18 protein-coding genes and 3 pseudogenes are annotated in these 21858 nt (G+C 60.7%); 11 read left to right on the forward strand and 10 right to left on the reverse strand.

What is annotated here, in order from left to right; all coding sequences use genetic code 11:
• Nucleotides 1-229: 229 nt before the first annotated feature.
• Together FGA82_RS29315 and FGA82_RS29320 are read right to left on the reverse strand one after the other, a co-directional pair.
• A complete protein-coding gene (locus tag FGA82_RS29315; RefSeq protein ID WP_141129790.1) occupies nucleotides 230-688 on the reverse strand; it encodes a DMT family transporter in 459 nt (152 codons plus the stop codon).
• A 3-nt stretch (nucleotides 689-691) separates the two neighbouring features.
• Entirely contained in the window at nucleotides 692-1177 is a 486-nt protein-coding gene (locus FGA82_RS29320; protein WP_016987941.1) for a DMT family transporter, read from the reverse strand.
• 112 nt (nucleotides 1178-1289) lie between these two features.
• Here FGA82_RS29320 and FGA82_RS29325 point away from each other — a divergent pair, with 112 nt between their 5' ends.
• Nucleotides 1290-2225, forward strand: coding sequence for a LysR family transcriptional regulator (locus tag FGA82_RS29325; RefSeq protein WP_141129791.1), 936 nt, complete (start codon nucleotides 1290-1292; stop codon nucleotides 2223-2225).
• A 203-nt stretch (nucleotides 2226-2428) separates the two neighbouring features.
• Here FGA82_RS29325 and FGA82_RS33015 read toward each other — a convergent pair whose 3' ends face one another.
• The 3 genes and pseudogenes from FGA82_RS33015 to FGA82_RS29335 form a co-directional block, all read right to left on the reverse strand.
• A complete protein-coding gene (locus FGA82_RS33015; protein ID WP_409077500.1) occupies nucleotides 2429-3250 on the reverse strand; it encodes a methyl-accepting chemotaxis protein in 822 nt (273 codons plus the stop codon).
• An 84-nt stretch (nucleotides 3251-3334) separates the two neighbouring features.
• Nucleotides 3335-4111 (reverse strand): annotated as a pseudogene (locus tag FGA82_RS33020) (cache domain-containing protein); the annotation flags it as partial.
• Between the two features lie 202 nt (nucleotides 4112-4313).
• Complete coding sequence (locus tag FGA82_RS29335) at nucleotides 4314-5633, reverse strand: Na+/H+ antiporter family protein (RefSeq protein ID WP_141129792.1); 1320 nt, start codon at nucleotides 5631-5633, stop codon at nucleotides 4314-4316.
• A gap of 577 nt (nucleotides 5634-6210) precedes the next feature.
• On the opposite strand from FGA82_RS29335, the pseudogene FGA82_RS33025 reads away from it, so the two are divergent.
• Together FGA82_RS33025 and FGA82_RS33030 are read left to right on the forward strand one after the other, a co-directional pair.
• Nucleotides 6211-7179: pseudogene (locus FGA82_RS33025) on the forward strand (PDC sensor domain-containing protein); the annotation flags it as partial.
• 264 nt (nucleotides 7180-7443) lie between these two features.
• A pseudogene (locus FGA82_RS33030) lies at nucleotides 7444-8037 on the forward strand (methyl-accepting chemotaxis protein); the annotation flags it as partial.
• Between the two features lie 294 nt (nucleotides 8038-8331).
• Here FGA82_RS33030 and FGA82_RS29345 read toward each other — a convergent pair.
• From FGA82_RS29345 to FGA82_RS29360, 4 genes are read right to left on the reverse strand one after another with little or no spacing between them, the layout of a single operon-like run.
• The gene (locus FGA82_RS29345) at nucleotides 8332-9645 is read right to left on the reverse strand and encodes a sensor histidine kinase (protein WP_038362525.1); all 1314 of its coding nucleotides are present in this window, start codon (nucleotides 9643-9645) and stop codon (nucleotides 8332-8334) included.
• A complete protein-coding gene (locus tag FGA82_RS29350) occupies nucleotides 9642-10310 on the reverse strand; it encodes a response regulator transcription factor (protein WP_007915592.1) in 669 nt (222 codons plus the stop codon). The genes FGA82_RS29345 and FGA82_RS29350 overlap by 4 nt, the downstream gene beginning before the upstream one ends.
• Nucleotides 10311-10313: 3 nt before the next feature.
• Nucleotides 10314-10625, reverse strand: a complete 312-nt coding sequence (locus FGA82_RS29355) for a PepSY domain-containing protein (RefSeq protein ID WP_007915591.1) — start codon at nucleotides 10623-10625, stop codon at nucleotides 10314-10316.
• Entirely contained in the window at nucleotides 10625-10933 is a 309-nt protein-coding gene (locus FGA82_RS29360; RefSeq protein ID WP_137218751.1) for a PepSY domain-containing protein, read from the reverse strand. Before FGA82_RS29360 ends, FGA82_RS29355 begins: the two co-directional genes overlap by 1 nt.
• A 168-nt stretch (nucleotides 10934-11101) precedes the next feature.
• Here FGA82_RS29360 and FGA82_RS29365 point away from each other — a divergent pair, with 168 nt between their 5' ends.
• The 7 genes from FGA82_RS29365 (at nucleotide 11102) to FGA82_RS29395 (ending at nucleotide 19124) form a co-directional block, all read left to right on the forward strand.
• Nucleotides 11102-12181, forward strand: coding sequence for a patatin-like phospholipase family protein (locus FGA82_RS29365; RefSeq protein ID WP_141129794.1), 1080 nt, complete (start codon nucleotides 11102-11104; stop codon nucleotides 12179-12181).
• 85 nt (nucleotides 12182-12266) lie between these two features.
• Complete coding sequence (gene queD / locus FGA82_RS29370; protein WP_007915588.1) at nucleotides 12267-12623, forward strand: 6-carboxytetrahydropterin synthase QueD; 357 nt, start codon at nucleotides 12267-12269, stop codon at nucleotides 12621-12623.
• Nucleotides 12624-12784: 161 nt separating this feature from the next.
• A complete protein-coding gene (locus FGA82_RS29375) occupies nucleotides 12785-13597 on the forward strand; it encodes an alpha/beta fold hydrolase (RefSeq protein ID WP_141129795.1) in 813 nt (270 codons plus the stop codon).
• A 301-nt stretch (nucleotides 13598-13898) separates the two neighbouring features.
• The gene (gene codB / locus FGA82_RS29380) at nucleotides 13899-15170 is read left to right on the forward strand and encodes a cytosine permease (RefSeq protein WP_141129796.1); all 1272 of its coding nucleotides are present in this window, start codon (nucleotides 13899-13901) and stop codon (nucleotides 15168-15170) included.
• Nucleotides 15171-15185: 15 nt separating this feature from the next.
• The gene (gene codA / locus FGA82_RS29385; RefSeq protein WP_141129797.1) at nucleotides 15186-16421 is read left to right on the forward strand and encodes a cytosine deaminase; all 1236 of its coding nucleotides are present in this window, start codon (nucleotides 15186-15188) and stop codon (nucleotides 16419-16421) included.
• Nucleotides 16422-16617: 196 nt separating this feature from the next.
• Nucleotides 16618-18189, forward strand: a complete 1572-nt coding sequence (locus tag FGA82_RS29390) for a glucan 1,4-alpha-maltotetraohydrolase domain-containing protein (protein WP_141129798.1) — start codon at nucleotides 16618-16620, stop codon at nucleotides 18187-18189.
• 287 nt (nucleotides 18190-18476) lie between these two features.
• Nucleotides 18477-19124: a carboxymuconolactone decarboxylase family protein gene (locus FGA82_RS29395; protein WP_171057386.1), complete on the forward strand. Its 648-nt coding sequence runs from the start codon at nucleotides 18477-18479 to the stop codon at nucleotides 19122-19124.
• A 259-nt stretch (nucleotides 19125-19383) separates the two neighbouring features.
• Here FGA82_RS29395 and FGA82_RS29400 read toward each other — a convergent pair whose 3' ends face one another.
• Nucleotides 19384-20364, reverse strand: a complete 981-nt coding sequence (locus tag FGA82_RS29400; protein WP_141129799.1) for a diaminopimelate epimerase — start codon at nucleotides 20362-20364, stop codon at nucleotides 19384-19386.
• Between the two features lie 287 nt (nucleotides 20365-20651).
• Between FGA82_RS29400 and FGA82_RS29405 the strand changes: the two genes are divergently transcribed.
• Complete coding sequence (locus FGA82_RS29405) at nucleotides 20652-21803, forward strand: MFS transporter (RefSeq protein ID WP_141129800.1); 1152 nt, start codon at nucleotides 20652-20654, stop codon at nucleotides 21801-21803.
• Nucleotides 21804-21858: the final 55 nt, after the last annotated feature.

The following is a 21858-nucleotide window of genomic DNA, read 5'->3' on the forward strand; positions in this document are numbered from 1 at the left end:
GGCAGCGACCGTTTGGCGAAGCCAAACACAGCGAGAGGAGGTGCAGCGCAGCAAACCGTAGGCGCTGCGCCCGGATCGATCCCGCAGCGAAGGAACCCCGAGCCCCAGCGAGCGGGCCGCACGTAGGAGCAAGCCTTTTGGGTTACCTTTTCGGCGTTTGGAAAAGGTGACCCGCCGTAAGGGCGGAACCCTAATCAGCAACACCCGCAGCAACGGATATGTACTCAACTCACCCAGCCTGACGCGAACTCCTATACATAAACACCAAAGCCACCCCCAAACACACCATCGCCAAAATCCGCGAACCAGACAGCTCAATCGCCGGATTCCCCAGCCAGCCAAAATTATCAATCAACATCCCCATCCCCATCCCCAACTGCCCGACAATCACCGCCACCGTCGCCACAGCCGTCCCCACCACTGGCACCGCCCCGACCATAACCATCATATACACCACGCCAAACAACGCCCCGGTCAACTGCCACTTCGGCACATCCAAAAGACTCATCGCCTGCGCCGGCTCAAAAAACAAAATCAACAACCCCGTCGAAACCGCGCCCACGACAAATGTCAGCAAACTACTGCGCAACACCCCAACGGTTTCCCCCAGACGCCCATTGATCGCAGCCTGCACACTCAACACCGCACCCGCCAACACCACCACTGCCAACAAAATAACCAGACTCATCACTCACCCCCGCGCAATCAAAACCAAAGCCACCACGATCAACCCCAACGCCAGCCAACGCTCGGCATTGACCTTCTTGCGCGTCGCCCCGAACCAGCCGAAATGGTCAATCAACACACTCTTGCCGACCTGACCCGACAGAATCGCGATCATGGTCATGGCAATACCGATATGCGGCGTCGCCAGGGTCAGCACCACCACATACATCGGCCCCAGAAACCCGCCAATCAACTGCCAGCGCGGCAGATCAGTCAGCGCCGGCCCCTTCTGTGGCCCAGCGAACAACAACAGCAAAAACAGAATCGCCGAGCCGACCCCGAAGATGCTCAAAGTCGCCCACAGATGCCCGACCTGTACCCCCAAAGGCCCGAGCAACCCTGCCTCCACCGACAAGCCCATGCCCGCGAGAATCACCAGCGGCAGCAACAACAAGCGCAATCCGGATTTCGTCGCCGGTGCGCTGACACTCACCTCATCCAACGTCTGCATAAACAACATTCCACTCAAGTAAACGATGGCGCGGATTATCGGCTGGTCAAGCTGTGCGATAAATGGGAGCATCCGGACAACACTTTTGCGTAACTCGCACAGCAGGACCAAGATGCACGGGCTAAACGAACTCGGATTCAAGGCGCTAAGGCTGTTTGTCGCGGTGCTCGACCACGGCAGTTTTTCCGAAGTCGCCCGCCGCGAAGGCGTGGCGCCCTCCTCGATCTCCCGGCAGATCCAGTTGCTGGAGCAGGCGCTGAACCAGCAATTACTCTATCGCCACACCCGCGCCGTGACGCCGACCGAAGCCGGGCGCATGCTCGGTCATCATGCGCGGCTGGTGCTGGTGCAACTGGAAGAAGCCGAACAAGCGTTGCAGGAACAGCAAAGCGAACCCACCGGTCTGGTGCGCATCAACGCGCCGGTGGTGTTCGGTCAGCGGCATCTGACGCCGTGGCTGGGCAAGTTGTGCGCGCGTTATCCGAAGCTGCAACTGGATATCCAGCAGACCGACCATTACGTCGACCCGTTACAGGAAGGCGCGGATTTGCTGTTCCGCATCGGTTCGCTGCACGACTCGAGCATGCAGGCGCGGATTCTGGCGCCGCATCGCTTTCAGGTTGCGGCCAGCCCGGCGTATCTCAAGCGCCACGGTACGCCGCAAAAACCCGAAGATCTGGCGCAACACCAATGCCTGGCCTACAAAGGCGCGACCGGCCAGCAGCGCTGGTTTTTCCGTCGTGATGGTGAGGACTGGACGCCGTACTCGGTGACAGGCCCGATCACCGGCAACCACGCCGACACCCTCACCCAAGCCGCTGAACAGGGTTTGGGGCTGGTGATGTTTCCGTCGTGGTTGATTGGCGAAGCGGTGCGCGACGGCACGCTGGTGCCGGTGTTGGGGGAGTATCAGGTGTCGAACAGCCTGGAACCGCAGCAGATTGCGGTGTTGTGGCCGGGGAGCCGACGGTTGTCGGTGAAGGTGCGGACGGTGATTGATTTCTTTGTCGAATGCTTCGGGGAAGTGCCTTACTGGGATAGGCCTTGAGCGAAGATCAAAAGCCCCTCACCCTAGCCCTCTCCCGGAGGGAGAGGGGACTGACCGAGGTGTCTCGGATCATCCATCGACCTGAAAGATTCTGTCGATTATGGATTCGGTAAAGCTGTTTCAGGTCGGCGTAGTTCCAAAGCATCCCCCAATCAGTCCCCTCTCCCTCTGGGAGAGGGCTAGGGTGAGGGGCTTTCAAGCGGTCAGATCCGGAACTGACCGACCAGTTTGCCAAGGCGCTGCCCCAGCTCCGCCAGACTGCGTGACGTCTGCGCACCCAGCTGCGTTTCATCAGCCACGCTGTCCACCGCCACCGCAATCTGATGCACGCTGCGGTTGATCTCTTCCGCCACCGCCGTCTGCTCTTCCGCCGCACTGGCAATCTGCGCGTTCATCGAGTTGATCGTCGCGATCAGCTCGGCCATCGCATCCAGCGAAGCCCCGGCCTGATTGGCTTGCTGTGAAGTCCCGTCACCCGCCTCGCTGGAACGCCGCATCGCCTCGACCGCCGATTGCGTGCCGGCCTGCAAGCGATCGATCATGCCCTGAATTTCCTGGGTGCTGATCTGGGTGCGACTGGCCAATGCCCGCACCTCGTCCGCCACCACGGCAAACCCACGCCCGGCCTCACCGGCGCGCGCCGCTTCAATCGCGGCGTTGAGCGCCAGCAGGTTGGTCTGCTCGGCAATCGAACGAATCACCCCGAGCACGCCGACAATCGAGGTTACGTCTTGCTGCAGACTGTCGAGCGATACGCCGCTGCTGCGAATGTCATCGACCAGCGCATGAATCTGTTTGATGCTGCCCGCCACCACACGCTTGGCGCTCTGGCCTTCTTCGTCGGTCTGCTGGGCAGCGACAGCGGCGTTCTGCGCGCTCTTCGCTACTTCTTGTGCGGCGGCCGACATCTCGTTGATCGCCGTGGCGACCTGATCGGTTTCGTGACGCTGACGCTCCATCGCCTGATCCGAACGCTGGGCCTGATCCGACACTTGGGTCACCAGCCCGGTCAATTGCGTGGTCATCTCGGTGATCTGCCGCACCAGGCCATGGATCTTGTCGACGAAGCGGTTGAACGAGCCGGCCAGTTCGCCGAGCTCGTCCTGACTGGTAATGTTCAAGCGACGGGTCAGATCGCCCTCGCCCGCTGCAATGTCATCGAGGTTGGCTTTCATCAGGGTTAACGGACGCAAAATGGTATTGGCCAGCAACATCCCCGCCGCCGCGATCACCAACAGCACCACCACCGCCACGCCGACGATGCTCAGCACCACGCCTTGCATGCGCTCCTGCACCTGCGCTTCGACCAACGCCACTTGTGCTTCGATGCCGTCGAGGTTGACCGAGGTACCGACCGCCATGTCCCACTTGGCCAGGTATTCGGTGTAACCGAGTTTCGGCACCAGCACCTGTGCGTTGCCCGGCAGCGGCGAGCTGTATTGCAGATAGTGCGTGCCGTCCTTCGCCACACTTACCAGGCCACGGTTGACGTAAACGCCGTTCGGGTCACGGTTGTCCTTGAAGCTTTTGCCCACGCCTTCGGGGTCGTTGGCCTTGAACAGGCGCACGGTCTCGGAGTCGTAGCCGAAGAAGTAGCCGTCCTTGCCGTAGCGAATGCCGGAAAGCAATTTGATCGCTTGCGCCCGCGCCTCGTTATCACCGGGTGCGGCGGCGTCGTACAGCGGTTTGATCGTGGTCATGGCCACGGCGACGTAACTTTGCAGAGTGGCTTTGGCATCGCCGAGCAGGCGCTCGCGGGTCTGTTCGACCTCTTTGTGCGCTTGTTCCTGGAGGATGAACAGCGTGGTCAGGCTGATGACCAGCGCAAAGAGCAACACCGGGAGAACGGCGAGGGAGAGGACTTTAGCCTTGAGGCTCAGGCGCATTGTGGGAGCTCACTCTTTTGGTTTTATTGGCGTGGTTAAAGGCTTTAACGGCATGCCATCACAAAAGTTGAGCTTCGGTATGAGGATCGTTCCCACGCTCTGCGTGGGAATGCAGCCCCGGACGCTCCGCGTCCAACAACGTGACGCAGAGCGTCACAAGAGGCATTCCCACGCAGAGCGTGGGAACGATCACCGGCGGAGTTCAGAGAACCATCGCGGCCACCCAGCCGAACGCCAGCAACGGCAGGTTGTAGTGCAGGAAAGTGGGCACCACGGTGTCCCAGATGTGGTGATGCTGGCCGTCAACGTTCAACCCGGAGGTCGGCCCCAGCGTCGAGTCCGAAGCCGGCGAGCCGGTATCACCCAGTGCTCCAGCGGTGCCGACGATGCAGACGATCGCCATCGGGCTAAAGCCCAGTTGCACGCACAACGGCACGAAAATCGCCGCCAGAATCGGCACGGTCGAGAACGACGAGCCGATCCCGATGGTCACCATCAATCCCACCAGCAGCATCAACAACGCGCCGATAGCCTGACTGTGATCGATCCACGCCGCGGCGCTCTCGACCAGCGTGCGCACCTCGCCGGTAGCCTTCAGCACTTCGGCAAACCCTGAGGCCGAAATCATGATGAAGCCGATCATCGCCATCATCTTCATCCCTTCGGTGAACAGATCGTCGGTTTCACGCCACTTCACAACGCCCGATGCCGAGAAAATCAGAAAACCGGCCAGCGCGCCGATAATCATCGAGTCCAGCAACAATTGAATGATGAATGCGGCGGCAATGGCCAGGCCAGCAATGCCGATGGTTTTCGGGTTGTAGGCAATGCTGACCTGCTCGACCTGTTCAATCTTCTCCAGGTCGTAGACGCGCTTTTTGCGATAGCTGAAAAACACCGCCACCAACAGACCGAAGACCATGCCCAGCGCCGGAATGGCCATGGCGTGCATGACATTGATCTGGCTGATGTCGACGCCGGCCTTGCTGACGTTGGCCAGCAAAATCTGGTTAAGGAAGATGTTGCCGAAGCCGACCGGGAACACCATGTATGGCGTGATCAGGCCGAAGGTCATGACACAGGCGATCAGACGGCGGTCGAGTTGCAGCTTGGTCAGCACATATAGAAGTGGCGGCACCAGCAGCGGAATGAACGCGATGTGGATCGGCAGAATGTTCTGCGAAGCGATCGCCACCACCCACAACAGGCCGATCAGCAGCCACTTGACGCTGCCGCCACCGCTCGAATGCTGCCGGTCAACCATTGCCAACGCCTTGTCGGCCAGCGCATGGGCCAGGCCAGACTTGGCAATCGCCACGGCGAAAGCGCCGAGCAACGCGTAGGACAACGCCACCGTCGCCCCGCCGCCCAAACCGCTGTTGAACGCCTTGAGCGTGGCGTCGATGCCCAGACCACCGGTCAGACCGCCGACCAGCGCGCCGACGATCAGGGCGATCACCACGTGCACGCGGGACAGGCTGAGTACCAGCATGACGCCGACCGCCGCTATGACTGCATTCATTTCATTACCTCAAAAACACTGCGGTGGAGGACCGACCGCCAGACAGGATGAGTCCGCCAACGGTTCACCGGCGGATTTGCAAAGAGGGTCTTATTAGAAGGGCGCGCACTGTGAATGAAGCAGCGGCAAGCTGCAAGTCACAAGCGGCAAGCTTTTGCGTTTTTTCGCTTGCAGCCTGCGGCTGGAAGCTCAAGAAAGCTGCTCTTGGGCCGTTACAGTGCAAAGTCTCAGATATTTATCGAATAAGGACGTCTCCATGTCGCTCAGACAACTTTCCATCCAATGGAAAATCACCCTGCTCGCCGGCCTGTGCCTGGCCGGTATCGTGACCCTGTTGGTGGGTCTTTCGCTGTATCGCATGGAGCACAGTTCTGAACTGGTGAAAGCTTCGAGCATGGAAATGCTCACCGAGTCGGCGCAGGCGCGCATCGAGTCGCAAGGTGAAGTGCAGGCCGCCGGCATTCGCCAGCAGTTCATGGACGCCTATCAATACGGCCACGGCTTCTCGCGGCAGGTGCTGTTCCTGCGCGAACAGGCCGAGAAGCGTTTCCTCGATGCCTTCGACCTGCGTGAGGACATGACCCGTCAGGTCAAATCGGCGCTGCAAGCCAACCCGGACCTGCTCGGCCTGTCGCTGGTGTTCGAAGCCAACGCGCTGGACGGCAAAGACGAACTGTTCGCCGGTCAGGCTGAACTGGGCAGCAACGACAAGGGCCGTTTCGCCCTGTACTGGTCGCAACCGACACCCGGCAAAGTCACCTCGATGGCGCTGCCGGAAAGCGACATGGCCGACACTAACACCGGCCCCAGCGGTCAGGCGGCCAATGCCTGGTTCACCTGCCCGCGGACGACGCTCAAACCGTGCGTGATCGAACCGTACTTCTATGTCATCGACGGCCAGAACGTGCTGATGACCAGCATCGTCTTCCCGCTGATGGTCAACGGCAAGGTCATCGCCTCGCTGTCGGTCGACATCAACCTCAACAGCCTGCAAGCAATCAGCCAAGGCGCGAGCAAAAAGCTCTATGACGGCCAGACCGCCGTGAGCATCATCAGCCCTGCCGGCCTGCTCGCCGGTTACAGCCCGGATGCCGGCAAACTCAGCCAGCGTCTGGATACCGTCGACAAAGTCAGCGGCGCCGAACTGCTGAGCAAACTCGCTTCCAGCACAACCGTCAGCAGCCTGCACAGCAACGGCCAGTTGAAAGTGCTCTCGCCGTTCCCGCCGATTCCGGGCGGTCCGTCGTGGGGCGTGCTGCTGGATGTGCCGGAGAAAGTTCTGGTCAGCCGCGCCGAGGCGCTCAAGCAACAATTGGATGCGAGCAATAACTCGGGCACGTTGATCGAGCTGAGCCTCGGCGTACTCGCCGCGTTGATCGGCCTGCTGCTGGTGTGGCTGATGGCGCGCAGCGTGACCAGACCGATCCTCGGCGTGGCACACATGCTCGAAGACATCGCCAGCGGCGAAGGTGATCTGACCCGTCGCTTGGCCTACGACAAAAAGGACGAACTCGGTCAGTTGGCCGGCTGGTTCAACAAGTTCCTCGACAAGTTGCAGCCGATCATCGCCGAAGTGAAACGCTCGGTGCAGGACGCGCGCAACACCGCCGACCAGTCCTCAGCAATTGCGACCCAGACCAGCGCCGGCATGGAGCAGCAATACCGTCAGGTCGATCAGGTTGCCACCGCGTCCCATGAAATGAGCGCCACTGCGCAAGACGTCGCCCGCAGCGCCGCGCAGGCTGCCGAAGCCGCCAAGGACGCCGATCGCGCTACCCGTCAGGGCCTGACCGTGATCGACCGCACCACTGCAAGCATCGACACCCTCGCCGCCGACATGAGTGCAGCCATGGTGCAAGTTGAAGGTCTGGCTGCTAACAGCGAGAAAATCGGCGCGGTGCTGGAAACCATCCGCGCGATTGCCGAACAAACCAACCTGCTGGCACTCAACGCCGCGATCGAAGCGGCCCGTGCCGGTGAGGCTGGCCGTGGTTTTGCCGTGGTCGCCGACGAAGTCCGCAACCTCGCCCGCCGCACGCAGGAATCGGTGGAAGAAACCCGTCAGGTCATCGAGCAGTTGCAGAGTGGTACACAGGATGTGGTCGGGTCGATGGGCAACAGCCATCGTCAGGCTCAGGGCAGTGTCGAACAGGTTGGCCAAGCGGTGACTGCGCTGCGCCAGATTGGCGATGCGGTGACAGTGATCAGCGACATGAACCTGCAAATTGCCAGTGCCGCTGAGGAGCAGAGTGCGGTGGCTGAAGAGATCAATAACAACGTGGCGACGATCCGCGATGTGACGGAGTCGTTGTCCGGGCAGGCGAATGAGTCGGCGCGGGTGAGTCAGTCGCTCAATAGTCTGGCGAATCAGCAGCAGAGTTTGATGGATCAGTTTCGGGTTTGATCCGAGATTGAGGGGTGTCAGTTGGACTCCCCCCTCACCCCAGCCCTCTCCCCCCAAGGGGGGCGAGGGGGAAAGGGGGCCGATCTCCGTGCCATTCAAAACTTGAGTCCGGCTCGACATTTCAGAGCTCGGTGATGCTTTCAAAACCTGAGTTCACCCCGGTATCTCCGGTCACGGGAAGGCTTTCAAAACCTGAGTTCGACTCGGTATCTCACGTCGGTGTACCTCGAATAAACAACGCGGTCAGCCCCCTCTCCCTCAGGGAGAGGGTTAGGGTGAGGGGCTTCTAAAGGCTCACCGCCGAGGCAACTCGATCACCACCTTCAACCCGCCCCACTCACTCTCGCCCAACACCAGCAACCCGCCCCAGGTCTCGACAATATCGCGGACAATTCCCAGCCCCAAGCCATGCCCGTGGGTCTGTTCATCCAGCCGCGTGCCACGACTGAACACCTCAGTGCGTTGCTCTTCGGGAATCCCCGGGCCGTCATCTTCCACGCTCAGGGCAAAGCCGTCCGTACGCTCGATCACGCTCAGGCGTACTTCGGCGTCCGCCCACTTGCAAGCGTTGTCCAAAAGATTGCCAAGCAACTCGAGCAAATCCTCGCGATCCCACGGCAGTTGCAATCCCGCCGGTGCAACATAGCTCAGTGCCAGATGCTCGCCATGAATCATGTTCAACGTCGCCAGCAATCCGGGCAATTCCGCATCGCAATCAAACAGCGCTCCCGGCAGTGCATCACCGGACAGCCGTGCCCGGTTCAATTCACGATTGAGCCGCTGCTGCACCTGCTCCAGTTGTTCCTTGAGGACCTTGCGCAGCTCAGGATGAGCATCAAGTTTTTCGCTCGAGGCCAGGCTCAACAACACCGCCAACGGCGTTTTCAACGCATGCCCGAGATTGCCCAAGGCATTACGTGAACGCTTGAGACTGTCTTCGGTGTGCGCGAGCAAATGGTTGATCTGCGCCACCAGCGGTTCCAGTTCCACCGGCACCTGATCATCGAGTTGTGAACGCTGGCCCTGCTGCAATTGCGCAATCTGTTCGCGGGCCTTTTCCAGTGGTTTCAAGGCACGGCGCACGGTCAATCGCTGCAAGAACAGTATCAGCAACAACGCCGCCAGCCCCAGACCCAGCCCGATCTGACGCATGCGCTGAAAGCTCTCGCGCACCGGCGTGTAATCCTGGGCGACGCTGATCGAGATCGACTGACCCAAGCGTCGATAGTCCGAGCGCAGCACCAGCAGCTGCTGACCGTCCGGCCCCAGTTGCAGATTGCTGTGCAGACCGGGGTGTTCGAGCAGCGGCAGGTCCTGATCCCACAACGAACGCGAGCGCCAATGGCTGTCGGCAAAGTCGATCCGGAAGTAATGCCCGGAAAACGGTCGCTGATAGGCCGGCGACAGATGCCGCTCATCCAGTTGCAGGCCTTGCGGCCCACGCACCAATGCCACCAGCAAACTTTCGCTGTCGTTGCGCAGGCCGGCTTCGAGATAACGCTGCAAACCCACTTCGAACAACCACAGACTGGTTTGCGCCACCACTACACCGACGACCACCATCACGCTGATCAATCCCAGGCTCAAGCGGCGCTGGATCGACCTCACGAAGCTTGCCCGCCGAACAGGTAACCCTGGCCGCGACGGGTTTCGATCACACTTTTGCCGAGCTTGCGCCGCAGGTGATTGACGTGCACTTCGAGGACGTTGGAATCACGCTCGGTTTCACCGTCGTAGAGGTGTTCGGCGAGGTGGCTTTTGGAGAGGATCTGCTCCGGGTGCAGCATGAAATACCGCAGCAGGCGGAATTCGGCAGCGGTCAGTTGAATGTCGGCACCATCGCGCACCACGCACTGACGGCCCTCATCCAGATGCAGCCCGGCGGCCTGCAATGTCGGCTGATTGGCCTGGCCTTTGGAGCGGCGCAACAGCGACTGAATGCGCAGTTGCAGCTCTTCAGGGTGGAACGGTTTGGTCAGGTAATCGTCGGCACCGGCCTTCAGGCCCTCGATGCGTTCGGCCCAGGAGTCGCGCGCCGTGAGGATCAGCACCGGAATCGCCAGACCGCCGGCGCGCCACTGCGCCAGCACTTCAAGCCCCGGCACGCCCGGCAGGCCGAGGTCGAGAATGATCAGGTCATACGGCTCGCTGCTGCCCTGATACAGCGCATCACGACCGTCCGCCAGCCAATCGACCGCATAGCCCTGCCGTTGCAGGCCGGCGAGCAATTCGTCGGCCAGCGGTACGTGGTCTTCCACCAATAGCAAACGCATCGATCAATCTTCCTTGTCTTTCACAAGTTCACCGGTATCGGCCTTCAAGTGCAGCTCACGGGCGACACCTTCGACGGTGAGCAACTCGACTTCATAAATGTAGACGTCGTGTTTTTCTTCCAGCTCGACTTCCAGCAGTTTCGCGCCGGGATAGCGGTCCATTGCCTGCTGCAGCACTTGCTCCAGCGGCAGGATCACGCCCTGCTTGCGCAGATCAAGCGCCTCGTCCGGACCGAGGTCGCGAGCCATCGCCGTCGAGCAACACATCACCAGCGCCAACGCCGTACGGCGGGTGGCGCGAACATTAACCTTCATTACGTATCCTGATGATCCTTGAGAACCTGCCCAGTCACCGCGTCTAATTCCAGATCCCACTCCAGCCCCTGCGGATCACGCATTTCGATCTGGTAGATGTACTTGCCGTACTGCTCTTCCAGCTCGGTATCGGTGATCGTCGAACCCGGGTGTTTGGCCAACGCGGTGGCGTTGAGCTTCTCGAAGGAAACGATAGTACCAGCGTCGCGCAGACGCAGGGCTTCGTCAGGGCCGAGATCGCGGGCGTGAACAGTGCTGGCAGTGAGACCGATGATCGAGGCAATGGACAGGGCAGTCAGGGTTTTCATGGTGTCTCCGTATTTTTATGTGTTGCTTAACGGTGGGCACCTTAGCGGGATGAACTTAACTGAAACTGAATTGCCATCATTGCTCCAGCTCAACACATGCCCCCGTGTTGGAGCAGGATTTTGTAACATGTGCTTATAATTGTTCGCTTGCTAACGATCGAGACCGGTATGACCGCCATCCACATCAAATTCCCCGCCCTCACCCTCAAGGCCGGCCCGCGCGCCATGACGCGTATTCGTGCCCAGGGTCTGAACGCCGCCGACGTTGGCACCCTGCCCGGCGCCGCCGGTGGGCCGAAGGCGTTGGGCATTCAGGGACTGGATCTGGCGCTGTTCGGTGAATGGCTGCCGAGTGCGCCGCGCGAGCGTTCGCTGATCGGCGCCTCGGTCGGTTCCTGGCGCTTCGCCAGTGCCTGCCTGCCCGACGCCGCCGAAGGCATCCGCCGCCTCGGTCAGCTGTACGCCGAGCAGAATTTCAATAAAGGCGTGACCATGGCCGAGATCAGTCAGAGCTCGCAGCGCATGCTCAACGACCTGCTCGACGGCCGCGACGCGAGCATCCTCGACAACGCCCATTACCGGCTGAACATCATGGTAGTGAAAAGTCAGGGCCGCTTGGCCGATGACCATCGCGGCCGCCTCGGTCTGGCGCTGGGCTCGGTGATTGCCGACAACTTGCGCGGCCGCGCACGGCTATCGCGGCACTTCGAACGCCTGATCATCCACGACCCGCGCCTCGCCCCGCCGGTCAATGCGCTGAACGATTTCCCGTCGCGGTTCGTCGCCCTGAATGCCGGCAACCTGCGCCAGGCCTTGTTGGCGTCGGGGTCGATCCCGATGGTCATGGAAGGCGTGCGCGATCTACCGGGCGCCGGTGCCGGCACGTTCCGCGATGGCGGCCTGCTCGACTATCACCTCGACTTGCCTTACAGCGGCGACGGCATCGTGCTCTATCCGCACTTCACCGACCGGGTGATTCCCGGCTGGTTCGACAAGACCCTGCCATGGCGCAAGGCCTCGGTGGAACGCTTGCAGGACGTGCTGCTGCTCGCGCCGTCGAAGGAATATCTGGCGCGCCTGCCCTACGGCAAACTGCCCGACCGCAACGACTTCAAACGCTTTATGGGCGACGCAGCGAGCCGGCAGAAATACTGGCATGCAGCGATGGACGAGAGCCGTCGCCTCGGCGATGAGTTTCTCGAACTGACTGCCAATGGTCGCCTCGCCGAGCGCTTGCTGACCCTTTAGTCAGCACGGCTAAAGACAAGCTGGTAAACTCGCCGCCTGCCCGAATCGCTGCGGCGAACGCCATCTGAACAGAGCCGAAAATACTGTGGAAATCTTCAAGGAATTTACTTTCGAATCCGCCCACCGCCTGCCGCACGTCCCGGACGGCCACAAGTGCGGGCGTCTGCACGGTCACTCGTTCAAAGTGGCGCTTCACCTCAGCGGCGATCTCGATCCGCACACCGGCTGGATCCGCGACTTCTCTGAAATCAAAGCGATCTTCAAACCGCTGTACGAGCGTCTCGATCACAACTACCTGAATGACATTCCCGGCCTGGAAAACCCGACCAGCGAAGTGCTGGCCAAATTCATCTGGAATGAAATGAAGCCGTTGCTGCCGGAACTGAGCGCGATCCGTATTCACGAGACCTGTACCAGCGGTTGCATCTATCGCGGTGAGTAACCTGACGTAGATCTCCCTCGTAGGAGCTGCCGAACGCGGCCCGAGCCTTCGGCAGCTCCTACAGAGTGATTGGTGTTTTGTCCGGGAAGTAGAAAGCAGCCTTCACGGCTGTTTTTTTACGCCTATGCTTTTTGGCTCCCACCCGCCAAGAGGACAGACCGATGACAGACTGGCTGCTGGATCAGGTCTTTGACTTCAACGGGCACTCGGTACGTTACGCCGTGCGCGGCAACGGCCCGCCGTTGGTGTTCGTGCATGGCACGCCGTTTTCGTCGTACGTGTGGCACCGGATAGCACCGCACTTTTTTGCCACGCATCGCGTGCACTACTTCGACCTGCTGGGTTATGGACGCTCCGAACAGCCCGACGCCGACGTCTCCCTCGGCGTGCAAAACCAACTCTTGGCGCAACTGCTGGACCACTGGAATCTACAACGCCCGGACGTGGTGGCCCACGACTTCGGCGGCGCCACCGTGCTGCGCGCGCATCTGCTCAACGGCAAGGATTACCGCAGCCTGACCCTGATTGATCCGGTCGCGCTGACGCCGTGGGGTTCGCCATTCGTGCAGCATGTCCGCTTGCATGAAGCGGCGTTCAGCGGCCTGCCCGACTACATCCAGCGCGCCATCGTGCCGACCTATATTCGCGGGGCGATTCACAGGGGTATTCCTGACGACGAACTCGCCCCCTATGTACAACCGTGGCTCGGCGATCCGGGGCAAGCGGCGTTCTATCGGCAGATTGCGCAGATGGATGAGCGCTACACGCTGGAAGCGCAACCGCTGTACCCGACGATCCGCTGCCCGGTGCAGATTCTCTGGGGCGAAGAAGACCAGTGGATTCCCATCGAGCGTGGCCATGCGTTACATCAAATGATCCCGGGATCACAATTCCAGCCGATTGCCAACGCCGGCCACCTCGTCCAGGAAGACGCCCCCGAAGCCATCGTCGCCGCCCTGCTGCGCTTCCTCTGAAAAGCCCCAAATGCCCCTGACACCGATCGTTCCCACGCTCTGCGTGGGAATGCCTCAACGGACGCTCCGCGTTCGGCTTTGGAGTGGGACACGGAGCGTCCCGCGCTGCAAACAGGATCAAAAGATCGTCCGAACGCGGCCCGAGCCTTCGGCAGCTCCTACATTGGGCTTCGGTGCGTTCAGGCGCACCGTTTTCGCGCCAAATATCACCGCCTCGTCTATACCTACGCGCAATGCCGTAGCTTGGCACGACCACTGCAACCCTCCCCCGCGTCTCCCCTACTCCAGCAAGGACCGCCCCATGACGCAGAACGATCCCGGCAACGATTACCCCCTCAGCGAAGTGCCGATGCATGCGCGCAAAGGCCTGGCCTCCACTGCCATGGTCTTGCTCGGTTTCACGTTTTTCACCGCGACCATGTTTGCCGGCGGCAAGCTCGGCGTGGCGTTCAGTTTTGGCGAGATGATGGCGGTGATCATCGTCGGTAATCTGCTGCTCGGTCTCTACGCGGCAGGCCTCGGCTACATCGCCTTCAAAAGCGGCCTCAACTCAGTGCTGATGGGCCGCTTCTGCTTCGGCGAAGTCGGCAGCAAGCTCAGCGACCTGATCCTCGGCTTCACCCAGATCGGCTGGTACGCCTGGGGCACCGCGACCGCTGCGGTGGTGCTCGGTAAGTATTTCGATCTCGCTGAGGGCACGGTGCTCGGGCTGATGGTGCTGTTCGGTCTGGTGTTTTGCGCCACGGCCTACGTCGGTTATCGCGGGCTGGAGATTCTGTCGTACATCGCCGTGCCAGCGATGATGTTGCTGCTGATGCTGTCGATGTGGGTGGCGACGGTAAAAGTCGGCGGGTTCGAGGGGTTGCTCAGCGTCGTGCCGACAGGCTCGCTGGACTGGTCGACGGCGATCACTCTGGTGTTCGGCACCTTCGTCAGTGGCGCAACGCAGGCGACCAACTGGACACGTTTCTCGCGTTCGGCCCGGGTGGCGGTGCTGGCCAGCCTGATCGGTTTTTTCATCGGCAACGGCTTGATGGTGCTGATCGGCGCGTACGGCGCGATCGTTTATCAGCAACCGGACGTGGTGGAAGTGCTGCTGTTGCAGGGCTTCGCCATGGCCGCGATGGCCATGCTGTTGCTGAACATCTGGAGTACTCAGGACAACACCATCTACAACTTCGCCGTCGCTGGTTGCAACCTGTTGCGCACCGGCCGACGCAAAACCGTGACCCTCGCCGGCGCAGTGATTGGCACCCTGCTCGCGCTGCTCGGCATGTACGACATGCTGGTGCCGTATCTGATTCTGCTCGGCACGGTGATTCCGCCGATTGGCGGGGTGATCATGGCCGACTTCTTCTTCCGTTGGCGCGGTCACTATCCGCGTCTGGCCGACGCACGGTTGCCGGCGTTCAACTGGCCGGGGCTCGGGGCCTATGCGGTCGGCACCGTCGCCGCGTTCAACTCGCCGTGGGTCGCGCCGCTGGTAGGGATCGCCGCTGCCGCGCTAACGTATGTCATCGTCACCGGCGTGCTCGGCGCTCGCAGCGCGACCGCGCCACTACAAGACCTATAAAAAAGGATTCGCCTGATGCACATCATCAACGCCCGTTTGCGCAACCAGGAAGGTTTGCACGAATTGCACCTTGAAGACGGTCTGATCCGCAGCATTGCCCGCCAGACCGAAGCACCCACCCTTGGCCCGGACGACCTCGACGCCAGCGGCAATCTGGTGGTGCCGCCCTTCGTCGAACCACACATTCATCTCGACGCCACGCTGACCGCTGGCGAGCCGCGCTGGAACATGAGCGGCACGCTGTTCGAAGGCATCGAATGCTGGGGCGAGCGCAAGGTCACCATCACCGAAGAAGACACCAAGACCCGCGCCAAGAAAACCATTCAAGCGCTGGCCGCTCACGGCATTCAGCACGTGCGCACCCACGTCGACGTTACCGACCCGCAACTCACCGCGCTCAAAGCCATGCTCGAAGTGCGCGAGGAAAGCCGCCACCTGATCGACCTGCAAATCGTCGCGTTTCCGCAGGAAGGCATCGAGTCGTTTCGCAACGGTCGCGAGTTGATGGAAGAGTCGATTCGCATGGGCGCGGACGTGGTCGGCGGGATTCCGCATTTCGAGTACACCCGTGATCAGGGTGTCAGTTCGGTGAAGTTCCTGATGGACCTGGCCGAGCGCACCGGTTGCCTGGTCGACGTGCACTGTGATGAAACCGACGACCCGCATTCGCGCTTTCTCGAAGTGCTCGCCGAAGAGGCCCGCAGCCGCGACATGGGTGCCCTCGTCACCGCCAGCCACACCACGGCGATGGGCTCTTACGACAACGCCTACTGCGCGAAACTGTTCCGCTTGCTTGGCCATTCCGGGATCAGTTTTGTCTCCTGCCCGACCGAGAGCATTCACCTGCAAGGCCGCTTCGACAACTTCCCGAAACGCCGTGGCGTCACCCGTGTCAACGAGTTGCTCGAAGCCGGGATGAACGTGTGTTTCGGCCAGGATTCCATCGTCGATCCATGGTATCCGCTGGGCAACGGCAACATCCTGCGCGTGCTCGAAGCCGGGCTGCACATCTGCCACATGCTCGGTTACCGCAACCTGCAAAGTGCGCTGGATCTGGTCACCGACAACAGCGCCAAAGCCATGCACCTGGGTGAGCGTTACGGGCTGGAACAGGGGCGACCGGCGAACCTGCTGATCCTCTCGGCGGACAGTGATTACGAGGTGATCCGCAGTCAGGGCTTGCCGTTGTATTCGATTCGCGGTGGCAAGGTGTTGATGAAGCGGCAGATGCCGCTGGTGGAGTTCGCCTGAGGTCCCGACATCGGCGTCCCTGGGGCGCCGACTGGCACTCTTCAATAAAGAACACTTGATCAATCGTGTGCAAGGTTATGGTTGGCGAGACTTTTATCGCCAAATAATCGAGCAAACCTGTCAGATCTGACAGGCGACACACGCTACGAACAGACTCACAGTGTCCTCTGGAATCAACAGATTCAGGAGGACTACCATGAAGCGCTTTTTACTGTTCATCCAGGTTTTATGGCTTTGCCTGACGCCAAGTGTGACCTTCGCGACGAACGCCACGATGCGAAATGGCAGCGGCGAAGAAATCATGCTCCAGGGCTTTCACTGGAATTCCAGCCGTAATGCCGTAGCGTGGTACTCCGTTCTTGCACAACACGCGTCCACGATCAGCGGCGACGGGTTCACGCTGATCTGGTTGCCACCCGTCTGGACTGACACCTCCAGCTGGAGCGACCCGACTGGCAAATCCGGTGGTGGCGAGGGCTATTTTTGGAGCGGCTTCGACAAAAACAGCCGTTATGGCAGCGATCAACAACTCAAACAGGCCGCGGCGGCACTCAACACTGCCGGTGTTAAAGTCGTGTACGACGTGGTGCCCAATCACATGAATGACGATAGGGTCAACCAGTCCATGTTTCCCCGAGGGCGCAATGAATGGCGCCATGATTGCCTCCAGTGTGATGAGGGCGATGCATTCATGGATGGCGCGGCAGACCTGAATACCGCCGACCCCAAGGTTTTCAATGCGTTCAAGAACGAATTCATCAATCTGCGTGACAACTATGGTGCCCAGGGCCTGCGCTTCGATTTCGTTCGAGGTTACGCCCCGGAGACAATCGACCGCTGGATGAACGCTTTTGGCAGCCAGCAGTTCTGCGTCGGGGAAAACTGGAAAGGCCCCGACGAATATCCGCAAGGTGACTGGCGCCGTTCAGCCAGTTGGCAGGATGTACTCAAGGACTGGTCTGATCGTTCGCACTGCGCGGTGTTCGATTTTGCTCTCAAGGAACGCATGCAAAATGGCTCAATCGCCCAATGGCGCCACGGCCTGAATGGCAATCCGGACCCTGCCTGGCGTGCGATTGCGGTAACGTTCGTTGACAATCATGACACCGGCTATTCGCCCGGCGCCAATGGCGGCCAACATCATTGGGCGCTGCCCGATCCGCTGGTCAATCTGGCTTACGCCTATATCCTCAGCAGCCCCGGAACGCCGACGGTCTATTGGCCGCATATGTACGATTGGCAGCGCGACCAGCTGATCCGGCAACTCATCAAACTTCGCAAACATGCTGCTATCCGGGCCGACTCGCCTATCCGCTTCAACACCCAGTATTCGGGGCTGGTGGGGACCACTTCAGGAGCGCGTGGCACGCTGGTGATAGCGCTCAAATCCGACCTGCAACGATTGCCCGAAGGCATGGGGGTACCGACGCTGACCTGGGACAACGGTGATATTCGCATCTGGAGCACACCCGTGCAGTCTGCAGCAGTCAACATTAGCCTTCATTGCGACAATGCTAACCCGCAATCCGGTGAAGGGGTTTACGCCGTTGGCTCATCACTGGAGCTGGGGGCGTGGGATCCGCTGCACGGGATTGCGCTGACTTCCGCCGGCAATCGCTGGAGCACGAACATCGAAGTACCAGGGCAGCAGGCGCTCGAATGGAAATGCGTTGTTCGCGGACAGAATGGTTCGCCGGTCTACTGGCAACCCGGCCCGAACAATTCGTTCACCAGCGGCGATGTCAGCGACACAGCCGGACGTTTTTGATTAAGACTTGTCGGCGCTCACCCTGCACACGCTGGCAAGGTACTCGCCTCCGAATACTGATCGGGCATCGATACAGGTGGAGTCTTTGCGATTGAACTCCCCCTTTTAAGCGCAATTCGGGCATCCGTAAACTGTAAGAACTAACAAGTTCGCGCCCGCAAACATTGAGCTAAGGTGTGAAGGCCGCCATCGCAACGGGCCGCCCCCCTCCCGGATGTACGCTTTTTCATGCTGAAGTTCGTGCGTAGTTGATCAGCCGCCATCCTCATTTGCTTGAGGATTTTTCCATGAACAACAAACCTTCGCCCATGGCCACGCTGTACCACGAAGGCCGACACACCTTTACCGAACTTGTACCCGATGGCGGCGCTCGACTAGATGCGCTGTTTCACACCGTGCCCGCCCTGGGCGAGTTGGCAGTGGGTGTGGTTTACGGGCATTTGCATGCGCGCCCCGGCCTCGATCCGCGTTTGCGTGAAGCAGTGTCGTTTGCAGCAATCGTCGCCTCGGGGATGGTCGGCCCGCCGCTGAGTGTGCACTTAAAGACAGGCCTGGCCTCGGGGTTGGCGCCCGGTGAAATCACCGAAGTGCTGTTGCAGGCGTCGGCATTCGCGGGGTTTCCTCGGGCGGTCAGCGCGGCGGAGCAACTCAATCGACTCTTCGAGGAAGCCGGCCTGACCTCACCGCCGGCACCGACACCCCGTGAAATCGCGCTGTCCTTCTGTGAGCAAGTGCGCGCCGGGCATGCACCGATTCCTGTCAGTGCAGCAGTCAAACGCCAGTTAAAACATGCCGGGCGACTGGCGGTGCAGGCCAGTTCGGCGCAATCGGTGCTGGTTGAATGCTTTGAGGATGAACCGTCGCCACTGGCACTGCTGCGGTTGACGGTACAGGGTGATCAGGTGATGTCGGTGACTTTGTTCAAGGCTCACTGACGGGCTAACTCTGAGGGCCTCATCGCTGGCAAGCCAGGCTCCCACAGGGTTTTGTGTGAATACATTATTCGTGCCCACCTGAATCCAATGTGGGAGCGAGCCTGCTCGCGAAGAGGTCGGCACATTCGGCATCATCGCGTCAGGCAGACCGCTTTCGCGAGCAGGCTCGCTCCTACAGGGTTATGTGTTTGAACATACTATTTGTGTTCACCGCAAAACCCTGTGGGAGTCTGGCTTGCCAGCGATGGAGGTTTTGAATTCAGTCCATCAACCGCGCCGTACCGAACAGTCTGACGCGCAGCAATTCTCCGTGCGCTTCTTCGAGCAAAATCGGCGCCGTACCTCCGGGCATGACCACTTGCACTTCTCCTGCGGCAACCCAACCCACCCGCCATGCCGCGCACGCTACCGCACTCGCGCTGGTGCCGGATGAGGCCGTCGGCCCTTCGCCACGTTCGAACACACGGGCGAGGATTCGCTGCGGCGACTCCAGCACTGCCCATTGCAGATTGACGCCCGCCGGGCACGGATCACCGCCACCGGTGGGCATGGCGTAAGCGATTGCAGTCAACCCTTCGCTCAGGGGGAATTCACGCATCGGATCGTTGCTCGGCAACGCCGCTTCGTCGGCGAGCAGGGTTACGCAATGCGGGTTGCCGATGCGCACGAATTGGCTGTGCGCCCACTCGGAATCAAGTTGTGCCAAGGGCGCGACGTGGCTCACGTCCCGACCGTTGAACTGAACGCTTTCAACCACCTGCGCGCCCACGGCATCCGGCCCGAATCGCGGTTGGCCGAGGTCCAGCCAAAAACCTTGAACGCCGTCGACTTCCGCCGGTTTTACCAAGGTTTCCACGGCATCGCCCTTGTCGTGATGCACGCGCAACAACGCGCCCTCCTCGGGCATCAATCCTTGTTCGGTCAGCGCCTGCGAGAAAATCGTCAGGCCGTTGCCACTGCGCTCGGCGAGCGTGCCGTCGGTGTTGACGATCAGGACATCGAACGGCGGCGACGCCTGGAACGGGCCGATCAGCAGACCGTCGCTGCGATGGGATTTGCTGTTCGCCGGGCGCAGGTCTTCGGGCCAATCGCAGCAGAGTTTGATTGCTGCTTCGCTCCACATTTGCCGCGATGCTGCGCATTCGCCAGCGTCGGCAGGCAAAGCAATGCCCGCCTCGCGTAGTTCAGCAGGCGAAATCACCCCGTAAATATTGCCCCGTGCATCGTAGAACTGCGTCATCACCGGCCCTTGCTGTTAAATCCCCTGAAGCCGCCACTGTAGAACGCAATCCCTTGTGGGAGCGAGCCTGCTCGCGATGGCTGAGTGTCAGTCGACTGATTGTGTGTCTGACACACGGCCTTCGCGAGCAGGCTCGCTCCCACAGGGGTATGTGCATGAGCGCTTATTGGTGAGTCTCCGCTCCCACAGGTTAGGATGTCGTCTGCACATCCCCGAACACCCGCGATCGAACCTCGTCGCTGAATCACTGTCCTTCGGGGACGCGAAGTTTTTTGCCAAGGATCGATATGACCAGCCTCAACCCTCAAGACACCTTCGTCCCCGGACGCCTGCAACAGATGTCCACGCGCATCGCCTTTTTCATCGCCGGGCTCGGCATTGCCGCGTGGGCGCCCTTGGTGCCGTACGCCAAGGCCCGTGCCGGACTGGATGAAGGCACGTTGGGATTGTTGCTGTTGTGCCTCGGCGTCGGCTCGATTCTGGCGATGCCACTGGCGGGGATTCTGGCCACACGCTTCGGCTGTCGCCGCGTCGCTACCGGCGGCACGTTGTTGATCTGCGCGGCGCTGCCGTTACTGGCGACGGTGTCGTCGATACCGGCGCTGATTGCCACACTGTTCATGTTCGGCGCAGGCCTGGGCACGGTAGATTCGACGGTGAACCTGCAAGCGGTGATCGTCGAACGCGCCAGCGGCAAGAACATGATGTCCGGTTTCCACGGCTTGTTCAGTCTCGGCGGGATTGTCGGCGCGGCGGGTGTCAGCGCCCTGCTGGGTCTCGGTCTGTCACCGCTCGCGGCCATGCTGGTGGTGGTCGTGGTGTTGATTGCGGCGCTGTTCAAGTGCGTGCCGCACATGCTGCCCTACGGCAGTGAAAGCTCGGGCCCGGCATTCGCCATCCCTCACGGCATCGTGCTGTTTATCGGCGGGATGTGCTTCATCGTCTTTCTCACCGAAGGCGCAGCGCTGGACTGGAGCGCGGTGTTTCTGGCGCAGGAACGCGGGATCGACACGGCGTACGCGGGGTTGGGATACGCGGCGTTTGCCCTGACCATGACCGCCGGACGCCTGATGGGTGACCGCATTGTGCGGATTGTCGGTGCAACGCGGATCATTCTGTTTGGCGGTCTGCTGGCCGCGGCGGGCTTGTTTCTGGCGACGTTCGCACCGAGCTGGGAAGCGGCGCTGGTCGGTTATGCGCTGGTTGGCGCCGGCTGTTCGAACATCGTGCCGGTGCTGTACACGGCGGTGGGCAAGCAGACGGTGATGCCGGAAAGCATCGCGGTGCCAGCAATTACCACATTGGGTTATGCAGGGATTCTGGCAGGGCCGGCGGTGATCGGCTTTGTCGCCCATGCCAGTAGCTTGAGTTTTGCCTTTGGCTTGATGGCGGTGCTGCTGGTCGCGGTGGCCATCGGCGGCAAAGTCCTTAAAGTCTAAAAGCTTGAGATCGTTCCCACGCTCTGCGTGGGAATGCCTCAATGGACGCTCCGCG

Source organism: Pseudomonas fluorescens (assembly GCF_005938625.1).
Classification (GTDB): domain Bacteria; phylum Pseudomonadota; class Gammaproteobacteria; order Pseudomonadales; family Pseudomonadaceae; genus Aquipseudomonas; species Aquipseudomonas fluorescens_BD.

Excerpts from the sequence above, each read along its gene's own strand:
- FGA82_RS29315 (WP_141129790.1), bottom strand. The coding sequence starts at position 688 with ATGAGTCTGGTTATTTTGTTGGCAGTGGTGGTGTTGGCGGGTGCGGTG.
- FGA82_RS29320 (WP_016987941.1), bottom strand. The coding sequence starts at position 1,177 with ATGCAGACGTTGGATGAGGTGAGTGTCAGCGCACCGGCGACGAAATCC.
- FGA82_RS29325 (WP_141129791.1), top strand. The coding sequence starts at position 1,290 with ATGCACGGGCTAAACGAACTCGGATTCAAGGCGCTAAGGCTGTTTGTC.
- FGA82_RS33015 (WP_409077500.1), bottom strand. The coding sequence starts at position 3,250 with ATGACCACGCAATTGACCGGGCTGGTGACCCAAGTGTCGGATCAGGCC.
- FGA82_RS29335 (WP_141129792.1), bottom strand. The coding sequence starts at position 5,633 with ATGAATGCAGTCATAGCGGCGGTCGGCGTCATGCTGGTACTCAGCCTG.
- FGA82_RS29350 (WP_007915592.1), bottom strand. The coding sequence starts at position 10,310 with ATGCGTTTGCTATTGGTGGAAGACCACGTACCGCTGGCCGACGAATTG.
- FGA82_RS29355 (WP_007915591.1), bottom strand. The coding sequence starts at position 10,625 with ATGAAGGTTAATGTTCGCGCCACCCGCCGTACGGCGTTGGCGCTGGTG.
- FGA82_RS29360 (WP_137218751.1), bottom strand. The coding sequence starts at position 10,933 with ATGAAAACCCTGACTGCCCTGTCCATTGCCTCGATCATCGGTCTCACT.
- FGA82_RS29365 (WP_141129794.1), top strand. The coding sequence starts at position 11,102 with ATGACCGCCATCCACATCAAATTCCCCGCCCTCACCCTCAAGGCCGGC.
- FGA82_RS29375 (WP_141129795.1), top strand. The coding sequence starts at position 12,785 with ATGACAGACTGGCTGCTGGATCAGGTCTTTGACTTCAACGGGCACTCG.
- codB (WP_141129796.1), top strand. The coding sequence starts at position 13,899 with ATGACGCAGAACGATCCCGGCAACGATTACCCCCTCAGCGAAGTGCCG.
- codA (WP_141129797.1), top strand. The coding sequence starts at position 15,186 with ATGCACATCATCAACGCCCGTTTGCGCAACCAGGAAGGTTTGCACGAA.
- FGA82_RS29390 (WP_141129798.1), top strand. The coding sequence starts at position 16,618 with ATGAAGCGCTTTTTACTGTTCATCCAGGTTTTATGGCTTTGCCTGACG.
- FGA82_RS29395 (WP_171057386.1), top strand. The coding sequence starts at position 18,477 with ATGAACAACAAACCTTCGCCCATGGCCACGCTGTACCACGAAGGCCGA.
- FGA82_RS29400 (WP_141129799.1), bottom strand. The coding sequence starts at position 20,364 with ATGACGCAGTTCTACGATGCACGGGGCAATATTTACGGGGTGATTTCG.
- FGA82_RS29405 (WP_141129800.1), top strand. The coding sequence starts at position 20,652 with ATGACCAGCCTCAACCCTCAAGACACCTTCGTCCCCGGACGCCTGCAA.